17 protein-coding genes are annotated in these 19,412 nt (G+C 46.2%); 5 read left to right on the top strand and 12 right to left on the bottom strand.

From position 1 onward, the window contains the following. Positions 1-87: 87 nt before the first annotated feature. From BUA17_RS22930 to BUA17_RS22920, 3 genes are read right to left on the bottom strand one after another with little or no spacing between them, the layout of a single operon-like run. Complete coding sequence (locus tag BUA17_RS22930) at positions 88-1,245, bottom strand: hypothetical protein (RefSeq protein ID WP_072735131.1); 1,158 nt, start codon at positions 1,243-1,245, stop codon at positions 88-90. Beyond that, positions 1,242-2,705 (bottom strand): sensor histidine kinase, encoded by a 1,464-nt coding sequence (locus tag BUA17_RS22925; RefSeq protein ID WP_072735130.1) that lies wholly within the window; start codon positions 2,703-2,705, stop codon positions 1,242-1,244. The genes BUA17_RS22930 and BUA17_RS22925 overlap by 4 nt, the downstream gene beginning before the upstream one ends. Then, entirely contained in the window at positions 2,702-3,415 is a 714-nt protein-coding gene (locus tag BUA17_RS22920) for a response regulator transcription factor (RefSeq protein WP_024628875.1), read from the bottom strand. The genes BUA17_RS22925 and BUA17_RS22920 overlap by 4 nt, the downstream gene beginning before the upstream one ends. 206 nt (positions 3,416-3,621) lie before the next feature. Between BUA17_RS22920 and BUA17_RS22915 the strand changes: the two genes are divergently transcribed. Further along, positions 3,622-4,098, top strand: coding sequence for an RNA polymerase sigma factor (locus tag BUA17_RS22915; RefSeq protein WP_063565944.1), 477 nt, complete (start codon positions 3,622-3,624; stop codon positions 4,096-4,098). A gap of 224 nt (positions 4,099-4,322) precedes the next feature. Next, positions 4,323-7,115, top strand: coding sequence for a chitinase N-terminal domain-containing protein (locus tag BUA17_RS22910; protein WP_063566059.1), 2,793 nt, complete (start codon positions 4,323-4,325; stop codon positions 7,113-7,115). Positions 7,116-7,208: 93 nt separating this feature from the next. Here the strand turns inward: BUA17_RS22910 and BUA17_RS22905 are convergent, their stop codons facing one another. From BUA17_RS22905 to BUA17_RS22885, 5 genes are all read right to left on the bottom strand, one after another. After that, the gene (locus BUA17_RS22905; RefSeq protein ID WP_063565945.1) at positions 7,209-7,622 is read right to left on the bottom strand and encodes a hypothetical protein; all 414 of its coding nucleotides are present in this window, start codon (positions 7,620-7,622) and stop codon (positions 7,209-7,211) included. A gap of 237 nt (positions 7,623-7,859) precedes the next feature. Then, positions 7,860-8,666: a phosphonate ABC transporter, permease protein PhnE gene (gene phnE / locus BUA17_RS22900; RefSeq protein ID WP_063565946.1), complete on the bottom strand. Its 807-nt coding sequence runs from the start codon at positions 8,664-8,666 to the stop codon at positions 7,860-7,862. Beyond that, positions 8,663-9,526, bottom strand: coding sequence for a phosphonate ABC transporter, permease protein PhnE (gene phnE, locus BUA17_RS22895; protein ID WP_083584827.1), 864 nt, complete (start codon positions 9,524-9,526; stop codon positions 8,663-8,665). Before phnE (BUA17_RS22895) ends, phnE (BUA17_RS22900) begins: the two co-directional genes overlap by 4 nt. Next, positions 9,523-10,323, bottom strand: coding sequence for a phosphonate ABC transporter ATP-binding protein (gene phnC, locus BUA17_RS22890; protein WP_063565947.1), 801 nt, complete (start codon positions 10,321-10,323; stop codon positions 9,523-9,525). Before phnC ends, phnE (BUA17_RS22895) begins: the two co-directional genes overlap by 4 nt. A 181-nt stretch (positions 10,324-10,504) precedes the next feature. Then, positions 10,505-11,488 (bottom strand): phosphate/phosphite/phosphonate ABC transporter substrate-binding protein, encoded by a 984-nt coding sequence (locus BUA17_RS22885; protein ID WP_072735129.1) that lies wholly within the window; start codon positions 11,486-11,488, stop codon positions 10,505-10,507. Between the two features lie 252 nt (positions 11,489-11,740). Between BUA17_RS22885 and BUA17_RS22880 the strand changes: the two genes are divergently transcribed. Further along, on the top strand, positions 11,741-13,378 hold the full coding sequence (locus BUA17_RS22880) for a bifunctional metallophosphatase/5'-nucleotidase (protein ID WP_072735128.1): 1,638 nt from the start codon (positions 11,741-11,743) through the stop codon (positions 13,376-13,378). Between the two features lie 382 nt (positions 13,379-13,760). Here BUA17_RS22880 and BUA17_RS22875 read toward each other — a convergent pair whose 3' ends face one another. The 3 genes from BUA17_RS22875 to BUA17_RS22865 are packed head-to-tail and all read right to left on the bottom strand — an operon-like array spanning position 13,761 to position 16,364. Further along, positions 13,761-14,771 carry a Gfo/Idh/MocA family protein gene (locus tag BUA17_RS22875; RefSeq protein ID WP_072735127.1) on the bottom strand — a complete coding sequence of 337 codons (1,011 nt, stop codon included), beginning with the start codon at positions 14,769-14,771 and terminating at the stop codon, positions 13,761-13,763. Between the two features lie 55 nt (positions 14,772-14,826). Then, entirely contained in the window at positions 14,827-15,675 is an 849-nt protein-coding gene (locus BUA17_RS22870) for a sugar phosphate isomerase/epimerase family protein (protein WP_072735126.1), read from the bottom strand. 47 nt (positions 15,676-15,722) lie between these two features. Then, positions 15,723-16,364 (bottom strand): carbohydrate-binding family 9-like protein, encoded by a 642-nt coding sequence (locus BUA17_RS22865; RefSeq protein ID WP_072735125.1) that lies wholly within the window; start codon positions 16,362-16,364, stop codon positions 15,723-15,725. Between the two features lie 187 nt (positions 16,365-16,551). Between BUA17_RS22865 and BUA17_RS22860 the strand changes: the two genes are divergently transcribed. Continuing rightward, positions 16,552-17,457, top strand: coding sequence for a helix-turn-helix transcriptional regulator (locus BUA17_RS22860; RefSeq protein WP_072735124.1), 906 nt, complete (start codon positions 16,552-16,554; stop codon positions 17,455-17,457). A 241-nt stretch (positions 17,458-17,698) separates the two neighbouring features. Beyond that, positions 17,699-18,115 carry an NAD(+)--rifampin ADP-ribosyltransferase gene (gene arr, locus BUA17_RS22855; protein ID WP_072735123.1) on the top strand — a complete coding sequence of 139 codons (417 nt, stop codon included), beginning with the start codon at positions 17,699-17,701 and terminating at the stop codon, positions 18,113-18,115. Between the two features lie 59 nt (positions 18,116-18,174). Here the strand turns inward: arr and BUA17_RS22850 are convergent, their stop codons facing one another. Continuing rightward, positions 18,175-19,203 (bottom strand): LacI family DNA-binding transcriptional regulator, encoded by a 1,029-nt coding sequence (locus tag BUA17_RS22850; RefSeq protein WP_063565955.1) that lies wholly within the window; start codon positions 19,201-19,203, stop codon positions 18,175-18,177. Positions 19,204-19,412: the final 209 nt, after the last annotated feature.

Here is a 19,412-nt window from a genome sequence, read left to right as displayed (position 1 = left end):
ATCACAAAAAGACCCTATGGGTTCAGTCCTTAACATAGCGACTTCATTCCATAGGGCCTAATTTCTGAGCATTCCATATTCACATCTTTACCAAGCTCGGAAGCTAAACCGATATAACTCGCTTTTTTCCATAGAGCTCCCGACAACAAAGAGATTGCTGTCATTCCATTTCAACTTGATAAAGTAATCGATATTCCGGTAAATAACCGTATCGGACCCCAGCTTCCGGTCATTCAGATAGGCAATGTGCACCTCATTCTTCTGTCCTTCGAGTGTCAAAAAATAGGCAATGCGGGACTCCTCCTCATCCAGATCGAAGCTCCAGATAGGCCCTTTGACCAGCAGCTCAAACTTTTTGGTATCCGCTCGATATCTGTACAATCCCTGTTCGTTGTTGATCATGCCTTGAATCAGCATGTCCCCATTCTTCAATACCTTAAACTGCTGTATATCCTGGGCAGGGGTGTATGCAGTGATATCATTTTTGTCGTTCAGAGAGAAGCTATAGACGGCGTAATTTTCTTTCAGTTTGACCAGCACATACACCCGTGATAAATCCCGACTGATCTCATATGAATCCAGCATAATCAGGGTATCATCCGGACTGGAAATGTTGCTCGTCTGTGCGACCTTGGCAACTAACTCATCATAACTGTACAATTCATGTTTCTTTCCTGTCTTTAGCTCCACCATGTTGAACACCAGGTCATCATATCCGATGTAGGATTCATTACCTACAAAGACGCGTGAATAGGAGTTGTCATTCTTCAGCTTGAGATGTTCTCCTGTTTTCAAATCATATTCATAGGTTGTCTTCTGCGCCTGAGTCGATCGGTACTGTGAATAAATCAGCTTGCTCTGATCCGGACTCAGAGTAATGCCATACTCTGTATTCGTGGCGATGTCCTTCAAGAGATTATCATCCATATGCAGCTGTGACAGCTTGATCCCGGTATAGGAACGATCCGGCCGATTCAATATGACCGTGTTGGGATCAGCTACCTCAAAATCATAGATGGCAAAGTCATTGGGCAGCTTGGTAGCCGACTCAATCTGAATGGTGCTGCTTGGCGGCGGGGCGAGGCGGCTATTGAACTGTTTATCCGGCAGAATGACGGTCCTGGGCTTCCCATGTCCAATGCTGAACAGACTACCAATGCCAAAGATACCTCCGACAAATACAATCAGCAAACCGGATAACATAAGCATATCGCGATGTCTGCTCCAAAATCCTCGTTTCTTCATACGTCCGATTCTCCAGGCAGACTGATATTCACCTGTGTTCCCTTGTTCAATATACTCTTCATTTCCACCGTTCCCCCATGCTGCTCCACCGTGTTTTTCACAATTGACAAGCCCAGCCCGGCGCTTCCCTTCTCTGTCCTGATCATCCCGTTATCCCGGTAAAAGGGTTCAAATACATGCTTCAGCGCTTCCTCCGGAATGCCTTCTCCTTCATCACGAATCAGTATGGCTACCGAATCCCCCAGCCGAAACGATTGGACCTGAATGATGGAATTCACATTCCCGTATTTGACCGAGTTATCCAGCACATTCAAAAAAACTTCCTTGAGCTTATTCCAGTCCCCCTGGACATACAGCAATTCTTCCAGCTCATAGCGAATGCCAATATTGTACTTGCCCGCCTTGATGGACATGTCTTCGCAGGCTTCCCGAATAATATTCGATACATTCACCCGCTCAAAACGGAAGGTCTGAATCGGTGTGGACGATACGGTCACTTCCAGGATATCCGCAACCATGACGTTGAGGCGTTGGCTCTCGTTGATAATATATTTCAACCCTTTATCGAAGAACGCTTGATCCGTAAATCCATTATCCCGCAGAATCTGGGCATACCCCAGTATCGTGGTCAGCGGTGTCTTTAATTCATGCGTCACATTGTCAAAAAAAACCTTGTTGCGTGCCTGTAAATGCTTGACCTCATCCCGTTCTCTCTCAATCACGTCAATCTGCTCCTTTACCCGAGCAATCATAACGGTAAAGCTGGAAGCCAGCTCTCCAATCTCATCCTTCGTTGAGATGTGGATGTCTGCATTCAGGCTGCCTTGTGCAACTTCGGCTGAACGTTTTGTCAGCACACGAATCGGCTTCGTAATCTGGCGTGAAATAAAGACAGATCCAATGAAAACAAACACAAAAATGACGGCTGCAAAGCCCTTGATGGTGTTCTGAAATCGCAGATGCCGTTTGAACAGATCCGTATAATCCCTTTCCAGCTGGATAATGCCAAGGATGCTCCCCTCCGACAGCACAGGAAAGGACAGATTCCCTGTTACTCTGCCTTTGTCCACCACGGTTGTAAAGGCGATCTTTGATTTCATGGCAGCCTGTAGATCAGAGGTTTGAGCAGCAGCCAGCTTCGCCTCCGCACCCACGTTGCTAAACGGAGTGCCATCAGACCGATAGACTATGACCTTGCCGCCTACTGCGGAGCCGATCTGTTCTGCGAGGTCCCGATTCCCTGTTCCCAGGGAGTCCTCACTAATCCGTTTATTATGAATCAGGAAGTATTGATTGAGCGCGATATCCAGATTTTTTTTGGATTGCACCATGTCCTCCTGCACTTCCCTGTACATGTTCTCCTCACCCACTTTATTCGAAATAATGAGCAAGGCCGAAAAACCAATAAATACGATGACCGAGAAAAGAACGACCATTTTGAACTGGATCGTCCACTTCATGTATGCACCTGAATATTCAGTTTGTAACCCACGCCGAAGACCGTCTCAATAAGTGAAATCCCCTGCTCCCCGCTATCCAGCTTCTTGCGGATACGCTGAATATGAATGTCTACCGTCCGGGTATCTCCGGGAAAATCAAATCCCCACACTTTATCCAGCAACTCGGACCTTGTATGTACTTTGCGGTGATGGTTGACCAAATATAAGAGCAGATCATACTCCTTATTGGTCAGTCCGGCTCGTTCCCCATCTTTCCAGACTTCACGCTCATCCTTGCGGATCTCAATGTGTCTACCAAGCCGTACCACTTCATAGGACTGATTCTCCAGCGTCTCGCTGATTAGATCAATCCGGCGGAAAATGGCCCGAATGCGCACAACTACCTCACGAATGTCGAATGGCTTGGTAATATAATCGTCCGCCCCCAGCTCCATGCCGAGCACCTTGTCCAGCATATCGGACTTCGCCGTAATCATAATTACAGGAATCTTCGAATTCACGGAAAGTTGTCTGCATACATCGAACCCGCTCATGTCCGGCAGCATCAGGTCGAGCAGGATCAAGTCTGGTCTAGACTCCCTGAGCAGATCCAAGCCCTCTCTGCCTGTTGCTGCTTCGGTCATCTCAAATCCTTCCTTACGCAACGAATAGGATAGGATGTCGCGAATGGACTCTTCGTCTTCAATAATCAAAATCTGTTTCGGTCTCATGATGAATCTTAATCTCCCTGCTCTATGAATTTCATCTGCCTTATATTCTGTATCTCTGCTCCTGGATTGAACAGAGGTTCACCGGAAATGTTACAACTCGGATACAAGTCTGGCGTCTTTGGAAACATCATCCCGATATACTTGGAACACAGAGAACAAACCAGACCGGACAAAGCCAGATCGGTATCCAAAGGGGAAAACATCACGTGAACAAAACAACCATTCATGATGCTTATGTAAACTATAAATCAGAAGTGACACGGTATCTATCTCAGATCGTCAAAAATCAACAGGATGCAGAGGATCTCACGCAGGAGTGTTTCATTCGAATGATGAATGTATCGGCAGACATTCCGGAAGAACGACTTCTCTACTACCTCAAAAGAATTGCCCGTAACCTCGCCATGGATACATTCCGCAAGCGGACCCGTACACTGAAGCGGGACAGTAAGTTGGAGATGCAGACGTATCACTGTGATACATCCGAATTGGAGATCTCTGAAGGTGTTAACGACCTTGTGTCGATCATTAACAATACAGAGCATCGCAAAATTCTTGAATTACGCGTGATTCACGGGTACAGCATCAAAGAAACCGCCCAGCTCGTTAACCGTAGTGAAGGCATGATCAAATCCTCGGTATTCCATGCTGTCAATCGGATTCGGGCCAAAGTCATCTCATAAGAGATGGCTTTTTTTCATGAGCAGAAATGACGTGAAATCAACATCTGATGTTAGAAAGTATCAAAATTTGTTAGATGGAGCATGACAAAGGACTCATTTTTACAAAAGTCGAGTTCGTTTTTACAAATTGTTATGACTATGTGAGATTTTGGTGTGTTAGAATATGGACGAACTCATGTTTCAACTAATATTTGGGAGGGATTTGGTTGGGTAAATTGACACGTATGCGAGGAGTATGGGTAAAATCACTCCTGGCATTGTCCATGGCATTGCCGCTTCAGATTGGATTGTGGAATGGAGATGCATCGGTTCAGGCCGAATGGGCAACAGACCCTGCACCGTTCATTCAGGCAAAGGTTGTTAACGGAAATGCAGGCAAGAAAGTATTGTTCGACAATACTCATGCACAGACAGCTGGAGCAGCTGACTGGGTCATTGACGGAGGCTTCTCAGACTTCGGCAATGCACTCGCGAATGATGGATATTATGTAAAGGAACTGCGCAAGACGACTCCTTTTACCTATGACGATCTGAAAGAATATAACGTGTTTGTCATTGCTGAACCCAATGTTCCCTTCAAAACGACAGAACAGGCAGCCTTGAAAGAGTATGTAGAAAAAGGCGGCAGCATCTTCTTCATTGGAGATCACTACAATGCTGACCGTAACAAAAACCGCTGGGACGGTTCTGAAGCGATTAACGGCTATCGTCGTGGCGCATTCGAAGATCCAGCCAAAGGCATGAGCACAGAGGAACGTAACTCTGAGGCTATGCAAAATGTAACTAGCAGCGACTGGCTGTCCGATAATTTCGGAGTACGCTTCCGTTACAACGCATTAGGCGATATTAACGCTACTAACATTGTGCCTGCTGGACAGGCATTTGGCATTACAGAAGGTGTATCTGCTGTAGCCATGCACGCAGGGTCCACTCTTGCGATCACTGATCCAACAAAGGCTAAAGGTATTGTATACCTGCCGAAAACGAATGACGCTTGGCCGAACGCTGTCGACCAGGGCGTATACAATGGCGGTGGAGTTGAGGAAGGTCCTTACGTAGCCGTTTCCAAGCTGGGTGCAGGTAAAGCAGCATTTATCGGCGATTCCTCTCCGGTTGAAGATGCTTCACCGAAGTATCTTCGCGAAGAGACTGGCGCTCGCAAAACAACGTATGACGGCTTCAAAGAAGTTGATGACGGCAAATTGCTGGTCAATACCGTTAACTGGCTTGCTAATCAAGAAAATTACACTAGCTTGACTCAAGTGAACGGACTTCAACTGGATAATGCAACAGCATTGCTTCCGTTCGAACAACCTGCTGCTTCCACAGAACCACAGGCTGAACCTTGGGCTGCACCAGCTGCAGGATACAAGTGGTATGATCGTTCCACGTTCAAAGCAGGTTCTTATGGTGGACCAGCTTCAAGCGCGAACGCTTCCTACAGCATCGTGAAGCAGGAAACCCTGCCTAATGCGGAGGATTTCCAGATCCGTGTGGTTGTAGAGAACATGCCTGCTAACACAACCGTTTCCGGTTACAGTGCAGGAATTTACCTGACTGGCGGAACACAGGTCGCCATGATTCAGAATGAAGGTGGTACATGGCCGACTTCGTACGGTTATAGCTCCAACTTTAGCGTAACTTCCGACAGCAAAGGTCGCGCAATCAAAGACCTGAATGTCCGCATTAAATCAGGTACAACGGGCGCTGCCAGCCTGCGTCTGCGTCTGAACGGCAGCAACCTGATCACGACTGCAGTTACCGTCGGCAATGTTCCGGCTGAGCAGCTTCCGGAAGAAGAAGGACCAATCCCGGCAACGATCAGCATTGCTGATGCACGCACCAAAGCAGCTGGTTCAACGGTTACAGTTGAGGGTGTAGTTACTACAGAGCCAGGTGCTTTTGGTGGACAATCCTTCTATCTTCAAGACACCACCGGTGGCCTTTATGTTTTCCAAAGTACTGCCGGCTTCCACGCTGGAGATGTGGTTAAAGTAACCGCAGCAACGGCGCTATACAACAGTGAATTTGAGCTTACGGATATCGTAGCGATCGAGAAAACGGGTACAGCCTCCATCCCTGCTGCCATTGAAGTGCCAGCAGTTACGGCTGCAAACCAGGGTCAACTCGTTCAATTGAAAGAAGTAACTGTTCAGAACATCATCAGTGCAACACCGGTAGGTTCGTTTGAATTCGATGCAGTTGCAGCGGACGGAACAAGCACGCATGTACGTGTGGATACACGCACAGGTGTAACGCAAACGACCTTCCCTTATGCAGCAGGCGATAAAATCAGCGTGACAGGTGTTGCCGCTATTTTCAAAGATGTATTTCAACTGAAGCCTAGAAGCTTGAACGATTTCGTAGCCGTTGAAGAAGGCGGCGAAGAAGGACCTTCGACGCCAGCTGTTGGCGCACCAGGTAAACCAGCGCTTACATCCAACAATGGTTACAGCAACGGTCTCTCTGAAGGGTCTTATACCGTTACTATGAACCTCTGGTGGGGTGACAATGGCACAAGCTATAAGCTGTATGAAGATGGCGTGCTGATTGACACACAAAAGCTGACAGACGCTACACCAGCGGCGCAATCGGCCCAAACAACGATCAATGGTAAAGCTAACGGTACTTATACCTACGTAGCTGAGCTGTCGAACTCCAAGGGTACAACTCGCAGTGAAGTACTCACGGTGCAAGTTGCGAATGCTGCCCCTGGCAAAGCAGTTCTCTCCCAAGACAATTGGGATGGGGACGGCAACTACAAAGTGACGATGAATCTGTGGTGGGGAACAAACGCATCAGAATACCGTCTCTATGAGAATGGTCAACTGATCGATACCAAAGCACTGAACGCAGTAACACCTAATGCACAAAGCGCTGTGACAGATGTATCCGGTCACGCGAATGGAACGTACACGTATCGTGCTGAGCTGATCAATGCAGCGGGTGTGACAAGCACTGAAACGATTACGGTACAAGTAACGAAATCCGCTGTATCTTTGCCAGCAGCAAGCTAAGTCTCAATAAGGAATGCCTAACGTTTAACCAAGCATTGAAAAACCGAAGCAAGTTTGCCGGGACTCCAGGCACTCGCTTCGGTTTTTTTTGGGTTATTTTTCTGATAAGATCAGTTTCTCTTCAAAATTGTTACCATTCATATCTGTCCACTCAATGACAATAGTTTGGTCTTCATTCCTACTAACCATTGAACCTTTTGTACTCGTTATAGGGAACTCTATAGATTTCGAAGTTAAATCGCTCTCCTTTCTAATTATTCTTCCTTCATTAATGTTAATTTTATATTCTTTAATATCTTCCAAATTATCTTTTTTATAAAATATAGTATATTCTCCATTTTCCGCTCTTTCATTTGTTACTGTCGTATCTAGCTCGCCTCTCCAATGTTCACTCTCTCCCATGAGATTAATTCTTGTTTGCATTTTGGAACAACCAGTGAGAGACATCGCGACTATTAAAATAAGTATAGATATAGACACCCATAATACGTTATTGTTTTTTCTCACAATTTACCTCCATTACTAAATTTATAACTATACAGTATCATAGTATGAGTCTACTTCTAAAACAGTAATTTCATATAGGCTCAACATTTTGCTGATATTAACTTCCTATAAAATACAAAAAGCAGCACCTGCTATTGCATGGGCTGCTCTTCCGATAGATCAACAATGGATTGAAACATATCCATCATGTTCTTTATTTTATTCGTCTTTATTAGCAAACAATCTTACCCTTTCTTCCTATACAAGCTTCTTGCGAATGTATCCAGAGATCAGATCAATGATCGTGATCATCACGATAATCCCCAGCAAGATAATCCCTACTCGCGGCCAGTTCCGAGTACTGAGTGCAAAGATCAGCGGTGTACCGATCCCTCCTGCCCCGATAACCCCCAGAATGGTTGCGGAACGCACATTAATCTCGAACCGATACAACGTGTAGTTAAGGAATCCGGGCAAAACCTGTGGCAGTACAGCAAACCACAACTGCTGCATACGAGTCGCCCCAGAAGCGAGCAACGCTTCAGAAGGACCATAATCAATATTTTCCACTTCGTCAGCGAACAGTTTACCAAGCATCCCGATGGAATGCAGCCCAAGGGCGAGTACACCCGCGAAGGAACCCGGACCCACCGCCTTGATGAACAGCAAAGCCATAATAATCTCCGGGAACGTACGGATAAAGCTGAGCACCATTTTGCCCGTACCCGATACAGGACGGAAGCTGCTCATATTTCGGGCAGACCAGAATGCAAACGGGATACACAGTACAGCGGAAATGACGGTACCCAGTACGGAGATCGCCAGTGTATCCAGTAATCCTCGCAGCAAATCCTCACCCTCAGGCAGATAAACAAAATCCCAATCCGGGGAGAAAATCCCGGCGACAATCGCCTTCATGATCTGGCCAGCCGTTTCCTTCAAACCGGTAAACGGTACACCGGCAAGTGCCCAAGCGTACACAAGTATAAGCAAGATTACAATGACCCAGCGAAGCGGGTTCTTCCGTGGTTTGCGCCGGATTACGCTTGTTTCATTTTTCATCATAACAATTTCTCCCGCAGCTTAGTACTTACATAATCAATGATCAGAACAATGACAAGGGTAAACAGAATGATTACACTCGTTTTGTCATATTCCAGGAATCCAAGTGTTGCTTCATAATACAGTCCGATGCCCCCAGCTCCAACCAATCCGAGAATCGCAGCGGCACGTACATTAATCTCAAAGGCATACAGTACATAGGAAGTAAACTGGGCAGCCAGTTGTGGCACCACGCCATAAACAATCAGTTGAATCCGGTTCATGCCGACAGCCGTCATCGCTTCAAGCGGTCCCTGATCAATCGTTTCCAGCGTTTCGTAGGTCAGCTTGGCAATCAGTCCCACCGAGAATACAGCGAGTGCCAATATACCAGGAATCGGTCCCAGTCCAAACACAGCAACGAACAACGCCGCAAGTAGCAGGTCAGGCACGGTACGGATTAGGTTCAGTACAAAACGCGCTGGATAGTAGATCCAACGGCTAGGCATTAAGTTGCCTGCACAGATAATCGAGACCGGAATTGCGATGATCGCACCGATCGTTGTACCGATTAGAGCCATACGGATCGTCTCCAGCATGCCCTGAACGATGTTGTCAAAGTAAGTCCACCGCGGCGGGAACATCTCACGCAGCAGATCCAGCATGTTGGGTAAACCTTCAAACAGCTCACTGAAGCTGGCATCAGTCTGTCTCGCACTTGCCCACAAAAGCAGCAGAATGATCACTAGCGTGAGCAGATGTTTGGTACGCCCTGGTGGTTTGGGACGATGGACAGCCGAACCTGAACCTGTGTCAGGACGCTTTCCCTTTCCTGATTCATTCTGCAATGATCCATCTATCGATACGTCTACGGGTTGCTTCATACCAGAACTTCTCCCCGCTGTTCCTGTACAGCCTGTTTATCCAGCAGCTCGTCTGCCAGAATAGGTCTGCCATAAATTTCTGCAAAACGCTCATCCGTTGCTTCGGATACCGGACCATCAAACACCACTTCGCCGGCACGCAATCCTACAATACGGGTCGCATACTCTCTGGCTAGGTCGATAAAGTGAAGGTTCACGATCGTGGTAATACCAAGATCCTGGTTGATGCGTTTCAGATCATCCATTACCTGCTTCGTTGTTAGTGGATCGAGTGAAGCGACAGGCTCGTCTGCCAGAATGATTTTGGCTTCCTGTGCAAGTACTCGCGCTATGGCCACACGTTGCTGTTGCCCACCGGACAGCTGATCAGCACGGGAATAGGCTTTTTCTGCGATATTTACCCGTTCCAGTGCTCCAAATGCGAGTTCTGTATCTTCTTTGGGAAAACGGCCCAGAATGGTACGCATCGTGGAATGATATCCCACGCGTCCAGCAAGCACGTTACGAAGCACACTGGAACGTTTCACAAGATTGAAACTCTGAAAGATCATACCGATATCCCGGCGAATCATGCGAAGTGACTTGCCATGAGCTTTCGTGATCGACTTGCCATTGATCAAAATCTCACCGTCACTGATATCATGAAGTCGGTTAATGGAACGCAGAAGCGTCGATTTTCCCGCACCAGACAAACCAACTACGGCAATGAATTCCCCTTGTTTAAATTTCAGATTAATATTATTCAGGCCCTTGGTGCCGTTAGCATATGTTTTCGTTACGTTGTGAAGCTCAATCATGGCTGTAATCCTTCTTTCATTAATATGGTATTTCGTAGGGTCACGCTGTAATGGGACAAGCCAGCGCAGCGTGTATCACGCTGAACTGGCCTGCCCGCTGAACCGATGAAGTTATCCAATGAAAAGATAATCAATGCAATACAATGCGATCAATCCATCACGATATTTCTTGAACAGAGAACTACTCGGTTTTTACTTTCTCCCCGTACTCACGAACGATATCAAACTTGCTGTCATCAGACTCTACATAACCTTCGTGTGTGTAGATTTCTTTGATAATTTCGTGACCTTGTGGATCTTTACCGATGTCGATGAATGCTTGTTTGATCTTCGCTGTCCAATCTGCATTCATGTCTGTACGTACTGTGATGGTATCGTTAGGAATCGGCTCAGTGAACGCCAGTACACGCGTATCTTCAAATACAGTCGGGTAGTCTTTCACTACAGTGTTACGAGCATCCTGGAAAATCGCTGCGGCATCAACGTCGCCGTTCAGCACTGCCAGCACACCTTGGTCATGGCCTTTAACCGTGATTGCCTGTACATCTTTCAAAGGATTAATGCCTCTGTCGAGCAACAGGGCTGCCGGCCATACATAACCTGCAGAAGAAGTTACGTTCTGGTAAGCGATTTTTTTGCCTTTCAGATCCTCAACGGATTGGATCGGCGAGTCTTTTTTCACAATAATCATGGATTTATACGAATCTGCCAGTTCCTCAGTTGGAGCGCCAGTCTCATCATTTACACCAAAACGTTGTGCCTGAAGAATAACTTCAGCTGCGCCTTTTTCTTTGGCAAGTACATAAGCCGTCGGAGGCAGGAAACCTACGTCCACTTTATTGGAAGCCATTGCTTCAATAATTGTGTTGTAGTCTGTGGATACGCTGACCTTCACCGGGATACCCAATTTGTCACCCAGCAGCTTCTCGAGCGGTTTTGCTTTGGCTTCGAGTGTATCTGCATTTTGTGATGGAACGAATTGTACAGTCAGCTCAGTCGGCACATAACCTTCAGCGGCTTTGTCTGTCTCTGCCGTGTCAGTACTGGATGAATCCGAGCTCGTATCAGCCCCGTTAGCCGAACCTGTTGTACTACTGTTAGACCCACAAGCACTTAGAAACAGAACCAAAATCAACAATGGTAAAAATAAAGCAGACTTCTTCAAGCGAACACCCTCCAAAGAGTTTCTATTTTTCATTACTTGTCTACTATAGTCGTCAATTATTTGCGCGATGTGAAACGAAATTTGGAGTTTTGTAAAGTTTCCTGTCAGGCTGTCAGAGCGGCTTTGATCTGTTAGAATAGCCTCATTACAGTTGATAATACAAGTAGAAATGGTGAATTCCCTTGTACTCTGCCGCTAGAATGACCTGTGATTTGATATGTTTAAACTTATATATTTAGAGGAGATTGTAAAATGACATCCATAACAACTACGGCAAACTTCGACATCATGGTAACCAGTGACCTTCATGGGGCCATTCGTCCCATACATTACAACACCAATGCCTATCGTCCAGCCGGACTTGCTTTGCTTGCTTCGCTGATCCGGCGTGAACGGGATCGTTCACCCGAACTGCTGCTCGTGGATAACGGTGATCTGTTGCAGGGCTCTCCTTTGGCCTCGTATGCTGCTTCCTTTGTTTCGAATCACGAAGTGCATCCCTTCATTAATGTTCTGAATGAACTGGGCTATGATGCTGCCGTAATGGGCAACCATGAATTCAACTACGGCCAGGACTTGCTGCGTAAAGCAATTGAAGATTCCCATTTCCCTTGGCTATCTGCAAATATTGTTAATGAAGGAAAGCCTGACGAAGATGTTCTACACACTGCACCTACTGGAGCAGCCATTCCCGCCTTCGGTCCTCCCTATCTGATCAAAACCTTGTCTTCAGGCGTTAAAATTGCTTTGCTGGGCGCAACGACGCACTATATTCCGAATTGGGAGCATCCGAAAAATATAGAAGGTTTACAGTTCCTTGATGCTATGGAGACTATTCGAGGGTGGGTTGGTTATATTCGTGAACATGAACAGCCGGATGTGCTCGTGGTCAGTTACCATGGTGGTTTTGAGAGTGACCTGGAGACAGGCGAACCTGCTGAGCGGTTAACCGGGGAAAATCAGGCGTACGCGATCTGCCGTGACATTGAAGGGATTGACGTTCTGCTTACCGGACATCAACACCGTCAGCTTACCGCTGAAATACATGGTGTGACCGTGGTTCAGCCTGGATTTAGTGGGAACGGTGTGGGTCATGTATCCGCCCAGTTGGAGCGGTTATCGAATGGAAAGTGGCAGATTGCCGGAAAACAGGCTCGCTTGTTGCTCTTGGATGAAGATAGTGATGTACAGCCCGATGCGGCTGTTATGAAACTGACGGACGAGTTGGAAGCAAAAGCACAGGCATGGCTGGACCAGCCGATTGGCGAGGTAGCCGGAGACTTATCCATCACCGATCCTGCCGCATTGCGGCTCGCGGCGCATCCCTTTATTTCTTTTGTACATCAGGTGCAGATGGAAGCAACGGGAGCACAAATATCGAATACCGCATTACTCAGTGAAGAGGCCCGTGGGTTCGGTTCCCTCATTACCGTCCGGGATGTGTTGTCTAACTTTATCTATCCCAATACACTAACGGTGCTGGAGCTTCGTGGTCAGGAAATTCGGGATGCATTAGAGCAAACGGCGCGTTACTTTGAAGTGGAGACATCAGGCGAAGTTGTCGTTAATCCTGCTTACATGCAGCCGAAACCACAGCATTATAATTATGACATGTGGGCGGGCGTCGAATATGAGCTGAATATCTCCAAACCTGTGGGAAGTCGTGTGGTGAAGCTGGAACGTGAGGGCATACCTGTTGCTGTGGACGCGACGTACTCTGTAGTGATGAACAGTTATCGCGCAGCAGGTGGCGGTGATTATGCGATGTATCCAGGCAAAAAGGTACTTCATGAAGGCGCCACGGATATGGCGGCACTGGTGGAGGATTATATTCGCAGACATCAACCACTAACAGTGGAGCAGGCGAATAACTGGCGGGTTGTTGGATAGTACGGAGTAATTACTGTAATTGAAGAAGTATAATCATTACCAACAAGATCATAAAATTAATTTTCTCATCGTACGCCTCCCAAATTATGTATAATTATAGTTAATCAACAGAAATTCGGGAGGTGTACGAATGAGCTTTATATGGTCTGCAACTATAATTCAATTCGTTTTTATTATAGGCATTATATCTCTAGTTTACTTTTTGATTACTATGAATAATAAGATCAAGAGAATTAATAGTAGACTTGCCGAAATTGAACGCACAATGAATAACGAAAGTTTAAAAGAATATAAATAAATTCATAAATCCTCTCTTTTCAAAGACCGTACTACTTCAGAAATGCAAAGAGCAGAACCTGCATCACAGGTTCTGCTCTTTCTATTATAATGAAACCAATGCCCCCCGCTCATCCGCCGAGCGCATCTCGGCTTCAATTAACTCAAGTGTACCTGTTGCACTTTCCGGTGTACATACAGATACAGGCGTACCTGCTTGAACAGACTGGATAAAATATTTGAGTTGGTGGTAATATCCCGAGTCGGGTGACAGCTCAGCGACGAAACCGGGAGCATCGTTCGGATTTACTTTCAGCTCACCATTCTCAAAGACCAGATTCCCCTGCTCCAAATTAACGCGATAGGTCATCGAGAAACCGTAGTCTCCCCCCAGCGTCCAGTCCGCTTGGGCATTCAGTACTTTTCCGTCAGGGTATACATAATTGGTCGACACGGTATCATAGCCGCTTCCCGGAATGACGTTGCGAGCCAGCGTGGATACTTGATCCGGTTTGCCAAACACCCAGTGAATAATATCCGCATCATGGATGTGCATATCTAATATGCAGCCACCGCTTTTCTCCCCATCCAAAAACCACTCTTGAGGCAAACCTGAACCCCTGAAGAAATAACCTGCGTTGACCGCTCCATAACGCCCGTCTTCTACTACGGATTTCAGATACGCATAGGCTGGCCAGAAGCGTAAACATTGACCAATCATCAGTGTTTTCCCGGTCGCTTTGGCCGTCTGTGCCATCTTCCAGCCTTCCGCCGAATGGCGCGCAACCGGCTTCTCACACAGCACATGAAAGCCTTTCTCCAGCAAGGAACACGTTAGTTCAGCATGCAGTGGCGTAGGCAGCGTAATATCAATGATATCCAGTTCTTCTTGTTCCAGCATTGCGTCGATGTTGTCGTACAAACGATAAGGTGTGAGATCATATACCTCTTGCTCCGTCGCCATATTGCCGGCTGCTTTACCGTTCTTCAGTTCCTCTATTCTCAGATCGCAGATGGCTACCAATTCCACGGGTTCCCCTTCTGAGGCAAGGCGTACATAGTTGTCAAAATGCATACGTCCCATAAACCCAAAACCGATCAATCCCACTTTTAACATGTTTTTACCTCCCATAAAAATAGATTTTATATCGAATAAACGTTGTTATCTGTACTTAACCCTGAGAACGTCCAAGAATAGCATCCATCGCTTTGGATGTATTGAATATGATCTGTTTCGAATGATGGGTGTATGGCGGAATCATCTCGGCAGTCACGTAGTTGTCATAACCAATATCCTGTAATGCCTGCATAACCGCCGGATAATTCACATCTCCAGCCAGCAGATCCACAAATCCATGAAGTCCTCCCGCTTGACGCCGGTAATCCTTGAAGTGCACTTTCTTGATCCGGTGACCCAGAATGCGAACCCACTGCTCTGGGTAACCATTCTGCACCACATTGCCCACATCGAAATACGAACCTATATAATCTGAGCTAAAAGAATCAATAAAGGTACGCAGCTCAAGCGGTGACACCAAGAATTTGTTCCATACGTTCTCAATACCAATCGATACTCCAGCACTTTCCGCGTACGGCAGCAGATGCGCAAGGGCTTCTTGCGCTCGTTCGTAAGCAACTTCATAATCCGTCACTTCGCTATCTGGAATAAAGTCCACACCAACCGCACCCGGAATGACCAGAATGGTATCCACACCAAATGCTGCGGCAAGCTCCAGCTGTTTTTTACACACATCCAGAGCTTTCGTTCGGATCTCTGGACGAGCGCTCGTCATCGGGTAATCCCAGTACAATCCGGTTGCTAGTCCCGCGATTTCGAGTTCGGCCTCTTCGAGACGTCCCTGAATATCACGAACCTCCTGATCCGTGGCAGACAGACTCAGCTCGCCTTCTCCATTAAGCGAAAGTTCAATCCCCTCAAAGCCAGCTTGCTTCGCCGTCTGAATACAATCCGCAATAGATGCCTCTCCTGGAAACGACCATATGTTAATCCCTTTTTTCATCCGAATACCCTCCTTCAAAATATGAATACCTGTTCAGCATCGCGTAGCTATCCTAATTGAAAATGACCAAACCGGGCAGGTAAATGAAAGTTTACAGCCCCCGTGGGCTGCCATGCCTGATACTCCCGATCTCCCTGCACATTCTCATCAATGCGGTAAACATTGATCCTCCAGCATACGCCTTTAGTCAGGGGCGACTTGAAGTTACTCGCTGGAATATGGATCAAATACACCCGATGGCCCTGACGATCCACTTCTACAGCCGTTTGCAACCCCTCCAGCTGCCAGGTTACATCTGCCTTCAATTCGGAACCTTCGCTGTTATTGTGAATGAGTGCATCAAATATTACGTTGTGCGGACTGACCTCCAGTTCGATGTAATTCCTGCCATCGCCCTGTTCATCAATGAACAGTTCAACCACATCCTGCTCATACAATGGCTGATCCCTTTCCGTGAAATCAGATACAACGTGATCATCCTGGCATACAAACCGAATATGCAAATATTCGGGACTCCAGCCAAAACGGACTTCTGTGGATTGATGAGGTGGTCTGCCTGTTACCGTGTCCACCAGTTCCACTGGAACACATCGTTCCCAATCCGCAGTCGAGGGGAATCCACTCTGTGCAACTGACCTAAGTGGTTCGCAGCAATAACTCGTGCTCCGGTCCACAGGGAGAGAGTCCATCTGAATCCTCTCCTTTTTTAGCTTAATCCGTGATATTGTCACTCTCGTAAGAACATGTGATAATACATATATTATAAATAAATTACCTGATTATTTATTTAGGAGATAAAGAGATTATTTGCACAATTCCGTTCAGTTTTAATTAAATCTGTTTGTGCCAATCTCATTGAAAAAGGAGATGGAATTTATGTCTCTCCAGCAAGCGGTATATCCTCTGCAACGAACCGTCACTTACAAAGAATGGTCTCCCAACGTGCATTATGCTCAGTTCCAGAGTCTTCCTCCCGGCAAGCTGGCAAAGCGGCGTTTGTATGATTTTGAACTTCTGTACGTCTCTCAAGGTGAAGCTGCAACTTATATGAAGGATAAACACCATATTTTGAAGGCAGGTCAGCTAATCTTGCTATCTGCCGGTGTCTATCATCAGAATGAGGTGGTTTCGAGCCCGGAAGCACGTTTCATTGGCATTCATTTTGATTTCTTCAACGAATTGACCATTCAGACCGAGGCAGATATGGTTGTTAACGAAGAGACTGTTCTGCACCATAAATTTGCAGTGGAAGCTTGCGCAGAGGGCATGACGCCGCTATCTATCAACCCGGTGTATACCCCTTCTCCAGCTACCGTGCAGCTTATGGAGCAATTGGTACATGAATTTACGATGCGCCTACCGGGATATGAACTGGTATGTAAAGCCTTGATGCTGCAAATATTGACCCATCTCCTGCGTTCATCCTGGCGAAGTTCGTCACGCCATGATTCGGTACACGGAGAGAAGCTGCTCGAACTCATGAAACGTATAGAGGCCGCCCCTTCCGACCCGTGGACCAATTCGGGCATCGCCAAACAATTGAACCTGAGTGTGGATCATATGGCCAAATTGTTCAAACAGATTGCGGGTATGCCTCCCAACGAATACATTCAATCCATCCGCCTGAGTGAGGCACGCAAACTATTGCGAGAAACCGATCATTCCATTGAGGCTGTCGGTGTACAAAGTGGTTACCCGGACATTCATTATTTCAGCCGCATGTTCCGCAGATATGAGGGCATTTCCCCCCGGGAATACCGGAAATTGTCCAGAATGTTATAAAAAAAGAGCAGCCTGCCAATGTGCAGTCTGCTCCATGCTTTTTGAAATAACGTTAAGACAAATGGTTCATTTTCCCATGTCAAACCATAACCTTTAATTCAGCTTATATAGGTAATTTTCGCTCAATATCGTTCCCTCTACTTAGATTATACCTTTATTTTTATGTTTTTTATAGACTGTTTTTTTGGCGATTCCTACACTATACTGCTTAATACAAATCTAAAAAAAGAGGTGCATCAGTATGGATGACCAAAAAAATGTCTTAGATAATGGACCCTTTTTTCATGGTACTAAAGCAGAACTGAACATTGGAGATGTATTAGAACCGCTATACTTATCCAATTACCAAGATAAAAAATCTAACCATATTTACTTTACGGCAACATTAAATGCTGCCAAGTGGGGTGCTGAATTAGCAAAAACGAATGCAAAAGAAAGAATCTACATTGTAGAACCACTAGGAGATTTTGAAAATGATCCTAACTTAACGGATAAAAAATTTCCCGGCAACCCAACACGCTCATACAGATCTAAATCACCTCTAAAAATAGTAGCTGAATTAGCTTTATGGGAGAGACACTCCGATGAAGAGATCAATCATATGCTTACATCTTTAAAAAAATTAAGTGAAGAAGGGAAAAATGTGATCTACGATTAATTTATAACCAAAGAGTTCCTTTCGTCCAAGTCTGGACAAGGGAACTCTTTGGTTAAAAGCTATTCTATTTTGCCATTGGAAGACTGGCGGAATATGCAGCGGTACGGGACGATCATTTTGACAGCCACTTCATACGGATGATCCAGATAATCGAGCAGCTGTTTAACCGCGAACATACCCATCTCCAGCTTGGGTACATGAATGGTCGACAACGGGGGAGAAGTGAATTCGGATATTTCAATATTATCTACCCCAAAAAAGGCGATATCCTCCGGAATGCGGAGCCCTTGTTCGGTTGCAGCACGCATGGCCGCAATTGCCATCATATCACTGGCTGCAAAGATGGCTGTAGGTCTGTTCGCATTGTTGGTAAATGCCTGCTTGGTCAATTCATAACTCAGAGAAACATCCCATTTCACATCGATCACCCAATCATGATCAATAGGTAATCCCGCATCCGTCATGGCACGCCGGTAACCAAGAAATCGTTTTTCCTCCAGAAAATCATTCTTGAATTCTGCTCCGCCAATGTAAGCAATGATCCGATGACCTTGGGCAATCAGATGATTCGTTGCCTCCCTCGCAGCCTCTTCACGATCATAACCGACGACCGGAATGTCCGGGTCCGTAATATCCACACCCACAACAGTCCTTACATTGGTCTTAAGCCAGCGATAGGCTTCCGGATCAATCCGTTCCACCACAATCATGCCATCAATCTGATGTTCCTTCACCAGAGACTGCAACTGAACAATATCCCCATCGTTTTCGATGCTATACACAAATTCCAGGCGCATGCCTGCTTCAGCAAGCTGCTTCTCAATCCCTTCCATAATGACTGAAAAATAAGGACTGTTGTATTTATTTTGGGGAATAGCCACCACACAGCCGATCGCATATGCCGTTTTGGGCTGGACCTTCTTCTTCTTGGCCGGACGCTGTGAACGATAGCCCAGTTCCTCAGCGGTGTCCCATATTTTTTTGCGGGTTTCATCGCTGACTGATCGATTGACATCGTTCTTCATCACACGTGAAACGGTAGAGATCGATACACCAACGCGGTCTGCAATATCCTTCAATTTTGCCATGTGAAGTCCCCCACCTTTCTCAACCTATGTATTTAAACCCCATTCGTATTGGGGCAATTTCATCTCTGCAAACACAAATTTGCGGCAAATATAATTCTATATTTCTACTGGACAGAAGTCAATGAAATGGTGCACAGGCGCAGTCTTTTATAAAATAATAGCGGCAGTCAGGGAGCTTGCTGTCCCCCATAACTGCCGCAATTTTAATT

Origin of the sequence: Paenibacillus sp. ov031, assembly GCF_900143165.1 — a bacterium.
In the GTDB taxonomy this organism is placed as follows: domain Bacteria; phylum Bacillota; class Bacilli; order Paenibacillales; family Paenibacillaceae; genus Paenibacillus; species Paenibacillus marchantiae.
Note: the sequence above shows the minus strand (reverse complement) of the source record. Positions and strands in the feature narration are given on the sequence as shown.